Source organism: Xanthomonas sp. SHU 308 (assembly GCF_000364645.1).
GTDB classification, from domain to species: domain Bacteria; phylum Pseudomonadota; class Gammaproteobacteria; order Xanthomonadales; family Xanthomonadaceae; genus Xanthomonas_A; species Xanthomonas_A sontii.
Genome location: NZ_AQOK01000594.1, coordinates 1 through 9,302, shown reverse-complemented (window position 1 = coordinate 9,302; position 9,302 = coordinate 1). Strand labels below are relative to the sequence as shown.

7 protein-coding genes and 1 pseudogene are annotated in these 9,302 nt (G+C 69.5%); 1 reads left to right on the top strand and 7 read right to left on the bottom strand.

Annotated features, from left to right (window positions below; genetic code table 11):
* Positions 1–392: 392 nt before the first annotated feature.
* A complete protein-coding gene (locus D588_RS0117020) occupies positions 393–2,378 on the bottom strand; it encodes a beta-L-arabinofuranosidase domain-containing protein (protein WP_017916837.1) in 1,986 nt (661 codons plus the stop codon).
* Positions 2,379–2,407: 29 nt separating this feature from the next.
* Complete coding sequence (locus tag D588_RS0117015) at positions 2,408–3,811, bottom strand: MFS transporter (RefSeq protein ID WP_017916836.1); 1,404 nt, start codon at positions 3,809–3,811, stop codon at positions 2,408–2,410.
* 188 nt (positions 3,812–3,999) lie between these two features.
* Here D588_RS0117015 and D588_RS0117010 point away from each other — a divergent pair, with 188 nt between their 5' ends.
* The gene (locus tag D588_RS0117010) at positions 4,000–4,818 is read left to right on the top strand and encodes an AraC family transcriptional regulator (RefSeq protein WP_017916835.1); all 819 of its coding nucleotides are present in this window, start codon (positions 4,000–4,002) and stop codon (positions 4,816–4,818) included.
* A 196-nt stretch (positions 4,819–5,014) separates the two neighbouring features.
* Here the strand turns inward: D588_RS0117010 and D588_RS0117005 are convergent, their stop codons facing one another.
* The 5 genes and pseudogenes from D588_RS0117005 to D588_RS0116985 all read right to left on the bottom strand — a co-directional run.
* Positions 5,015–6,091: a chemotaxis response regulator protein-glutamate methylesterase gene (locus tag D588_RS0117005; protein WP_017916834.1), complete on the bottom strand. Its 1,077-nt coding sequence runs from the start codon at positions 6,089–6,091 to the stop codon at positions 5,015–5,017.
* 28 nt (positions 6,092–6,119) lie between these two features.
* Positions 6,120–6,926: a CheR family methyltransferase gene (locus tag D588_RS0117000; RefSeq protein WP_026143818.1), complete on the bottom strand. Its 807-nt coding sequence runs from the start codon at positions 6,924–6,926 to the stop codon at positions 6,120–6,122.
* Positions 6,927–6,942: 16 nt separating this feature from the next.
* Positions 6,943–8,214, bottom strand: coding sequence for an EAL domain-containing response regulator (locus D588_RS25135; protein ID WP_017916833.1), 1,272 nt, complete (start codon positions 8,212–8,214; stop codon positions 6,943–6,945).
* Positions 8,215–8,263: 49 nt separating this feature from the next.
* Positions 8,264–8,797, bottom strand: a complete 534-nt coding sequence (locus D588_RS0116990) for a chemotaxis protein CheW (protein WP_026143817.1) — start codon at positions 8,795–8,797, stop codon at positions 8,264–8,266.
* Positions 8,798–8,806: 9 nt separating this feature from the next.
* Positions 8,807–9,302, bottom strand: a pseudogene (locus D588_RS0116985) (methyl-accepting chemotaxis protein); the annotation flags it as partial.

Sequence of the window (9,302 nt, the reverse complement as noted above, 5' to 3'; positions counted from 1 at the left end):
GCGCGATCGACGGCGGCTGCTGCACGCGGTGGCGCTGGAAATCGTCGCTGTCGAAGGCATCGACCTCGAACGGCAGCAGCCAGGCGTCCGGCACGGCGATGCGATGCGCGCCGAGGGCGAGGCGGGCGAACGGCGGGGCGGCGAAGGCCAGGGCATCCATGGCCCTAGCTTAGAGCGTGCGCTGGCCGTGCGGCGCGTGCGATGCGGCCGGTGAGGCGCCGCATGGCAGGCATCGCTGTGGTGACCTGTTTCCGCAAGGATTCATCCGAATGCAGCTTGTCCGGCAGGAACGGCGCTTGTCCCCTTCTGCGGGATCAGCCGCGACCGGCGTTCCCGGTAACGCCGGTCGCGGCTGAAGCCGCTCCTGCAGCAGACGTTCCGTAGCGTTGCCTTCAGCCGTCGCTGGCGTCCACCCACACCCGCATTTCGCCTTCGCCGCGATTGGCCCAGGCGAAGTAGGGCACGAAGGTCAGGGGCTGCGGCTGCCGCGTCGGCGGCGGCGCATCGTAGCGGTACAGCGGTGCGGCCGCGGCGTCGACGTCGCCGTGCAGGCGTTCGCCGGTGGCTTGCAGCAGCACCTGGCCGGCGAGCGCGCCGGTGCCGGGTACGGCCTGCAGCGTGGCGTTGGCCGGCAGGCGCAGCTGATGCAGGTCGGCGCCGTTGTCGGCCTGCTCCAGGCAGTACACCAGCGGCCCGCGTTGCACCGCGACCTTGCCGGCCAGGTGGCGCACGCGCGGGTGCCCGCTGACCCGCATCGGCGGCATCGGCAGGCGCAGCTGCAAGGTGTCGCCGGACTGCCAGCGCCGGCGCAGCACGCAGTAGCCGTGCTGGCGGTGCGCATCGATCGCCACCGGCTCGCCGTTGAGCCGCAGCTGCGGCGCCTGGCACCAGTCGGGCAGGCGCAGCGCCAGCGCGGCCTCCACCGGGGCGCTGCACTCCACCTCGAAGGCGATCGTGTCCTGCCACGGATATTCGCCGCGCTGGCGCAGGGTCAGGGTCTGCCCGCCGACCTCGAACCGCGCGTCGCTGCCGACATAGAGGTTCACGTACAGCGTGTCGTCGCGGCGGGTGTAGAGGTAGTGGCCGAGCGAGGTCAGCACGCGGGCGATGTTGGGCGGGCAGCAGGCGCAGCCGAACCAGCGCTGGCGCACGGGCTTCACATGATCGAAAGTGTGGTTGCCGTGCACGGTGGGCGGGTGCACTTCCAGCGGATTGACGTAGAAGAAGTGCCGTCCGTCCAGGGCCATGCCGCCCAGCACGGTGTTGTACAGCGCCCGCTCCATCACGTCGGCGTAGCGGCCATCCGGCGCCAACTGCAGCATGCGGTTGGCGAACATCATCAGCCCGATCGAGGCGCAGCTCTCGTTGTAGGCGGTGTCGTTGGGCAGGTCGTAGTCGACGCTGAAGGCTTCGCCGTAGCTCTGCGCACCGATCGCGCCGGTCAGGTACATCTGTCGCTGGGTGGCGTTGTCCCACAGGCGCTCGCAGGCCGCGCGCAGGGTGGCGTCGCCGCTGTGCCGGGCCAGGTGCGCCACGCCGGCGTACAGGTACACGAAGCGCACCGCATGGCCGACCGCGGTGTCCTGCAGCGCCACCGGCAGATGCGCCTGGCTGTAGGCCTTGTCCTGGATCATCCAGGCCGGGCCGTGCCCGCCCCAGAAGAAGGTCTGGCCGCGCTTGGCGTACTCCTCGTCGTAGTAGTGCGGCGTGGTGCCGCGTTGTTCGACGAAGTAGCGCGCCAGTGCCAGGTAGCGCGCCTCGCCCGTGGCCTCGTACAGGCGCATCAGTGCCAGTTCGATCTCCGGATGCCCGGGGTAGCCGTGCAACTGCGTGGGGCCGGGGCCGAAGGTGGCGTCGATGTGGTCGGCGAGCCGGCACACGATGTCGAGCAGGGTGCGTTTGCCGGTGGCCTGGAAGTAGGCCACGCCGGCCTCGATCATGTGCCCGGCGCAGTACAGCTCGTGGCACTCGGCCAGGTTGGTCCAGCGTTCCTGCGGCGCCTTCACCGTGAAGTAGGTGTTGAGGTAGCCGTCGGCCTGCTGCGCGGCCCCGATCAGCTCGATGGTGGCGTCGGCATCGCGCTCCAGCGCCGGATCGGGATGCTGTGCGAGCAGGTAGGCCACCGCTTCCAGCCATTTGGCCACGTCGCTGTCCTGGAACACCATGCCGTAGAACGCGCCGTCGCTGCGGCCGGCCGCGATGCGGAAGTTCTCGATGGCATGGCTGGGTTCGGCATCGGCGACGTTGTCGTTGAGCGCGTCCCACTGGTAGGGCAGCACCACCTCCTGCACCAGGCGCTGGTAGCGCTGCCAGAACGGATCGGCGATGCGCAGGTGGGCGAGCGGCAGTTCCGGGGACGGCACGGGCGAATGCGGCATGGAGCGGAGATCCTGGAGAGTGGGGAAGGTCAGTGCACCGGGCGTGCGGCCAGATCGGCGGCGATATTCGCCAGCAGCGGCCGGCGCAGCCGGCAGCGCAGGATCACCGCGGCCAGCAGCAGGTGCAGGCCGGCGGGGATCAGCGTTTCCAGCAGGGTGATGGCCTGCAGCGAGGCGGGGCTCTGCTGCGCGGCGCCGGCGCGGTAGCCGGCGTAGACGAACAGCGCGCTGATCACCACCGCGCTCGAGGCCCAGGCCAGCTTGATGCAGAACAGGTTGAAGGCGAAGTTGATGCCCGAGGAACGCACCCGGTTCTTCCAGGCGCCGTAGTCGTCGGCGAAGGCCATCAGCGAGAAGTGCAGCGGCAGCGCGAAGCCCAGCACCAGGCAGTGCACGAAGATCACCCCCAGCCACAGCGTCTGCTGCGCCGGTCCGGTCGGCAGCCACCATTGCGCCACGCCGAACGCGGCCAGCGCCAGGTTGGTGTGCAGGTACAGCGCCAGCGGATCGAAGCGGCGGCACAGCGCGTTGACCACGATCGCGCCGAGTACCGTGGCCAGCGCCACCATCGCGAAGAACAGCGAGGCGTAGCCGCTGCTGCCGCCGAGCACGTAGGTGATGAAGTACAGATAGGCGCCGCCGCGGATGTTGTAGACGTTGATCAGCAGGAACGACATCAGCAGCCCCAGCCGCAACTGGTCGTTCTGCAGCAGGCCGCGCAGATGTGCGCCGATGCCGGCGCCGCCGAGCAGGCTGACCGGCACGCGTTCGCGCACGGCGAAGAAGCAGCACAGGAACATCGCCACCGCCAGCACCGCCAGCACGCCCACGCCGAGCTGGTAGCCGCGCGCGGCGTCGCCGTTGCCCAGTTCCCGCACCAGCCACGGCAGCCCGACCGACACCAGGAAGCCGGCGATGCCGCACAGCACGAAGCGCCAGGATTGCGCCGAGACCACGTCGCGGTGGTTGCCGGTCATGCTGTTGATCAGCGCGCAGTAGGGCACGTTGATCGCGGTGTAGCACAGCGACAGCAGGAAGTAGCTGGCGAAGGCGTAGGCGATCTTGGCGCCGGCGCTCAGCTGCGGCGCGCTGAAGGTCAGCACGCAGGCGATGCCGATCGGCACGGCGACCCACAGTTGCCAGGCGCGGAAACGGCCCCAGCGGCTGCGGGTACGGTCGGCGATCAGGCCCATCACCGGATCGGACACCGCGTCGGCCACGCGCAGCACGGTGAACAGGGTGCCGACCAGCGCCGGGGTCAGGCCGAACACGTCGGTGTAGAAGAAGGTGAGGAAGTTGGCGATCAGGCAGGTGACCACCGTGCCGCCGGCATCGCCGAGGCCGTAGCCGAACTTCTCCAGGCGCGACAGACGCGGCGTGGTCGCGGCCGATGCGGCGTCTGCGGTGGCGTGGCCGATGGCGGTCGCGGTCAACGTAACGGCTCCTGGCGCGCCCGGTCCGGCGCCAGCGCAAAGTGGCATGGCGGCGCACCCGCGACAAGAGTCTGTGCGGTATAAAACCGGTACGATTCCGACCACGGCGGCCGCGGCGTCCTTGCGCGGCATCGTTCATTTGAATGCTGCAGTGCAGCGTCGCGCAGGCAAGGGGAGACGTTTCCGACATGCTCGAGTTCGCCGTCGCCTATCCGATCCGGGTCCAGAACGGAGGCCTGTTCATTTCCCGCGGCGTGGGTGCGCATCCGGCGCGGGTGATCCAGTCCTACGAGCTGATCTTCGTCGAGCGCGGCATCCTCTCGATTCGCGAACAGGACAACGACTTCCACGTCGGCCCCGGCGAGACGCTGTTGCTGTGGCCCGGCCGCGCGCACGCCGGCCTGGGCCAGTTCCCGGACGACCTGCGGTTCTATTGGGTGCATTTCGAACTGGAACCGGTCGCGGCGCAGGCGGACAACGCGGTGGCGCTGTCGATGCCGCAGCGCACTGCGATCCGCGATCCGGATCGCTTCGTCGGCCTGTTCCGCTGGTTCCTGGCCGAGCAGGAGGAACGGCGCACGCTGCCGATGCTGGAGCCGATCGTGCTGTCGATGCTGCAATGCGTGGCCGGCGCCTGGCCGGATCCGCACGATTCCGAACGCGCCGGGGTGGCGCTGGCGTACCGTGCCAAGCAACTGATCGGCACCCAGTTCCACACCGCGCTCACCGCCTCGTCGCTGGCCGCGCAACTGCACTGCAATCCGGATTATCTGGGCCGCATCTACCGGCGCAGCTTCGGCACCACGCTGACCGAGGCGATCCACCGTCAGCGCATCGCCTTCGCCGAGAAGCTGCTGCTGGTGAACACCTGCGCGGTGGACGACGTGGCGCAGCGCGCCGGCTTCAGCGACAGCGGCTACTTCCGCCGCGTGTTCCGCCAGCGCCTGGGCATGACCCCCAGTGCGTATCGGCGGCTGTACTGCAAGGAGCACATCAATTCGGGGTGAGGGGGCTTGCGGGCGCATGTGCGTCGCCGCTTGCCGCGAACCTGCTTGCGCCGCTGCGCGCTGTAAGGTGTGTGGCAGGAACAGGGCTTGGCTGCCCGCGTTTGCAGGAGCGGCTTCAGCCGCGACCGACATTCATGGGAATGCTTAGTCGCGGCTGCAGCGGCTCCTGCGGCAGGGTGGTGCGGCGGCTGGTGGGCTAGCTCAGCTGCTGGCCGATCTCGCGCGCCATCGCGTTGAGCGGCAGGATCTTCTCCGCGCCGCCGCGCTTGATCGCTTCCTTGGGCATGCCGAACACCACGCTGCTCTGTTCGTCCTGGGCCACGGTGCGTGCGCCGGCCTGGCGCATCTCCAGCAGGCCGACCGCGCCGTCGTCGCCCATGCCGGTCATGATGATGCCCAGCGCGTTGCCGCCGGCGGCGCGCGCGGCGGAGCGGAACAGCACGTCCACCGACGGCCGGTGCCGGTTCACCGGCGGCCCGTCCAGCACTTCGACGAAGTACTGCGCGCCGCTGCGCCGCAGCAGCATGTGCTTGCCGCCCGGCGCGATCAGCGCGCGTCCCGGCACCACGCGGTCGTTGTTGGCCGCTTCCTTCACCGAGATCTGGCACAGCGTGTCCAGGCGCGCGGCGAAGGCGGCGGTGAATTTCTCCGGCATGTGCTGGACGATGACGATGCCGGGGCTGACCCGCGGCAGCGCGGTCAGCACTTCCTCCAGCGCCTGGGTGCCGCCGGTGGAGGTGCCGATCGCCACCACCCGTTCGGTGGTCTGCGACAGCGCGCGGCCGCCCTGTGCGGGCAGGATCACGTCGGCGGTGTGCTTGATCTCCGGTTCTACCACTGGCGTGGCCGGCCGCGCCGACAGGCGCTTGACGTTGGCGCGCGCGGCGCTCTTCACCGTGGCGATCATTTCCTCGGCCGAGTCGGTGAGGAATTGCTTGAGGCCGAGCTTGGGCTTGGTCACCACCGCCACCGCGCCGGCGGCCAGCGCGTCCATGGTCACCCGCGCGCCCTTCTCGGTGAGCGTGGAGCAGATCACCACCGGGGTGGGGCGTTCGCTCATGATCTTGCGCAGGAAGGTGATGCCGTCCATCTTCGGCATCTCCACGTCCAGCACGATCACGTCCGGCCACTGCTGGCGCATCTTGTCCATCGCCAGCAGCGGGTCGGCCGCGGCGGCGATGACCTCGATGCCGGGCGCGTCGTTGAGCACGGCGACCAGCACCTGGCGCACCACCGCCGAATCGTCGATCACCATGGCCTTGATCGTGGTCATGCGGGGTTCCCTCCTGGGACGTCGTGGTTCATGGCTTGCGGTACACCGACGGCGCGATCTGCACCACGTCGCCGTTGACGTCGTTGAGGCTTTCGGAGTGGCCGATGCAGAAGATACCGCCGCGCTTGAGCGTGCCGAGCACCCGCGCCACCACTTCGCGCTTGGTCTGGCCGTTGAAGTAGATCATCACGTTGCGCAGGAACACCACGTCGAACTGGCCCAGGTTGGGCAGCGTCGCGTTGAGGTTGGCGTGCAGGAAGCGCACATGGTCGCGGATCTTGCGGTCGATCAGCATGCTGCCCTCGTACTCGCCGCGGCCCTTGAGGCAGTAGCGCTTGAGCATGGCCGGCGGCATGTGCTCGATGCGCAGCAGCGGATAATGGCCGGTCCGCGCCTTGGCCAGCACGCGCGTGCTGATGTCGGTGCCGACTACCTCGTAGGGGCGGCCCTGCAGGGTATCGTCCAGCACCATGGCCATGCTGTAGGCCTCCTCACCGCTGGAACTGGCCGCGCTCCAGCAACGGAACGGCGTACTGCCGGTGTGCGCGGCGGCGATGCTGCGCAGCAGGTCGAAGTGCTTGGGTTCGCGGAAGAAATAGGTTTCGTTGGTGGTCAGCAGGTCGATCGCGGTCTGCACCTCGCCGCTGCCCTCGCGGCTTTCCAGCAGCTTGAGGTACTGGGTGTAGGTCTGCAGCGAATGCGCCTTCAGGCGCTTGCCCAGGCGTCCGCACAGCATGGCCTTCTTGGCCGGCGAGATGGTGATGCCGGCGGCGTCGAAGATGAAACGCTGGAACCGGCCGAATTCCTGCTCGGTGATGGTGTCGTGGCTGGTCATGGTCATGGCCGGTCGGTCAGTGGGGAGGGGGGGGAGCGGGGACGCTGGCGTTGCCGGTGGGGCCGTGTTCCTGCAGCAGGCGCTGGTGCTCCAGCAGCCAGGCGTGCAGCGCGCCGCCCCCCAGCGGGCGCGCCAGCAGGTAGCCCTGGCCGAAGTCGCAGCCCAGCTCCTGCAGCAGGGTCCAGTCCTCCACCGTTTCGATGCCCTCGGCGACGGTGCTCAGGCCCAGCCGCTGGGCCATGCCCAGCGCCGATTCGAGGACCGTGCGCAGGTTGCGGCTGCGGTGCGCGTCGTGGACGAAGATGCGGTCGATCTTCAGTTCGGTGAAGGGGATGCGGGTGAGCTGCTGCAGCGAGGAGAAGCCGGTGCCGTAGTCGTCCAGCGACAGGCCGAAGCCCTGCAGCCGCAGCCGTGCCAGCATGCCCAGTGCGCTGCCGCAGACCAGCGAGCTTTCGGTGATTTCCAGCACCAGGTCCGACGGCGCCAGCCCATGCTGGCGCAGCAGCCCGAGCAGTTCGTCGAGCAGGTTCGGGTCCTGCAGCATGCTCGGCGACAGGTTCAACGCCAGGGTCAGCTGGAACCCATCCTGTTTCCACGCCGCCAGCCGTGCCATCGCCTGGTCGGCGACGCAGGCGGTGAGCGCGTGGATCAGGCCTTCGCGCTCGGCCACGGCGATGAAGCGGTCCGGCGCGATCGGCCCGGCACTGGGATGGCGCCAGCGCGCCAGCGCTTCCACGCCGCCGACCCGGCCGCTGCGCATGTCCACCTTGGGCTGATAGGCCACCTCGATCTCGCCGCGTTGCAGTGCCTCGCGCAGCATCGCCGCCATGGTCGCCTCGCCGGGCGCCTCGGCGTCGTCACGTGGTGCCGGTGCGCTCGGCGCGTGGGCGCGCACCGCGGCCGCGAGCTGGGCGGCGCGCAGCGGTTTCTCCAGCCCCGCCAGCACCTGCAGGCCGTTGCTGCGCCCGACCTGCAGCACCGAGTCGATCAGGGCCGCGCCGCGCTGCGAGGCGACCACGATCGGCACGCGCACGCTGCAGCGGGCCAGTGCGTCGAGCAACTGCACGCCGTCCATGCCGGGCATTTCCAGGTCCACGATCAACAGCCCCAGCGGCGGCCCCTGGGTCACCCGTGCCAGCGCGGCATGGCCGTCGGCCGCGCCTTCCACCGCCACCGCCCCCATGCGCTGGCACAGGGCCAGCGCATGTTCGCGCTGGACCTGGCTGTCGTCGACCACCAGGACCGTGCCGAAGTGGTGCAGGGCGGCGGTGTCGGGGGACGTGGGCATGCGAAATCCGTTTCGAGGAAAGGGCGGGGCGCTAAGTGGCAACGGCCGCTCAGGCGGCGATGCCTTCTTCCAGGTGGGCGTCGAGCGCGGTCATGCTGGCGAACTCCTGGGGCGCCAGCACCGCATCGGCGGCGAGCAGGATCACGAAGCGCTCGCCGACCTTGCCCATGCCGTGGATGAAATCGCGGCGGATGCCGGTCCCGAAGGCCGGCGGCGGCGCGATGTCGGCGGTGGCGATCTCCAGCACCTCGCTGACCGCGTCCACCAGCAGGCCCAGCACCTGGCGTTCCTCGCCGCTGGCCACCTCGATGATGACGATGCAGGTGCGCTTGCTGATCTCGCTGGGCGCGCGGCCGAAGCGTTGCTGCAGGTCAACCACCGGCACCACGGCGCCACGCAGGTTGATCACCCCGCGCAACGCGGGCGGCATCATCGGCACGTCGGTCGGCGTGCGGTACTCGATGATCTCCTTGATGCCGAGGATGCCGACGCCGAACATTTCCTTGCCGAGCAGGAAGGTCAGGAACTGGTCCGTGGCCAGGTCGCCGGCGTCGGAGGGTGAGAGCGAAGCGGGAGCGTTCATGGCCATGTCTCAGAAGGTTTCGAAGTGGGCTTCGTCGAGCGAATCCGCCAGGACCAGCTGGCCGTTGGCGACGCGCGCGATCGGCTTGGGACCGGCCTGCCCGTTGCGGCCGCGCCCGGCGCCGGGACGTCGCGCCGCGGTCCTGGCCGGCGGGGCGCCCTGCACCTTGAAGAAGCTCATCAGCTGCTGCAGCTGTTCGGCCTGCGCGCTCATCTCCTCGGCCGTGGCGGCCAGCTCCTCGGAGTTGGACGCGGCCTGCTGGGTGGTCTGGTTGAGCTGGCCGACCGCGGCGTTGATCTGGCCGACGCCGGAGGTCTGCTCCTCGGAGGCGGCGGTGATCTCCTGCACCAGGTCGGAGGTGCGCTTGATCGACGGCACCATCTCGTCCAGCAGCTTGCCGGCGTTCTCGGCCAGTTCCACGCTGGAGCTGGCGACGTCGCCGATCTCCTGGGCCGCGATCTGGCTGCGTTCGGCCAGCTTGCGCACTTCCGCGGCGACCACCGCA

Bases quoted from the DNA above. Each gene is read 5' to 3' on its own strand.
- D588_RS0117020 (WP_017916837.1), bottom strand. From the start codon at position 2,378: ATGCCGCATTCGCCCGTGCCGTCCCCGGAACTGCCGCTCGCCCACCTG.
- D588_RS0117010 (WP_017916835.1), top strand. From the start codon at position 4,000: ATGCTCGAGTTCGCCGTCGCCTATCCGATCCGGGTCCAGAACGGAGGC.
- D588_RS0117000 (WP_026143818.1), bottom strand. From the start codon at position 6,926: ATGACCAGCCACGACACCATCACCGAGCAGGAATTCGGCCGGTTCCAG.
- D588_RS0117005 (WP_017916834.1), bottom strand. From the start codon at position 6,091: ATGACCACGATCAAGGCCATGGTGATCGACGATTCGGCGGTGGTGCGC.
- D588_RS25135 (WP_017916833.1), bottom strand. From the start codon at position 8,214: ATGCCCACGTCCCCCGACACCGCCGCCCTGCACCACTTCGGCACGGTC.
- D588_RS0116990 (WP_026143817.1), bottom strand. From the start codon at position 8,797: ATGAACGCTCCCGCTTCGCTCTCACCCTCCGACGCCGGCGACCTGGCC.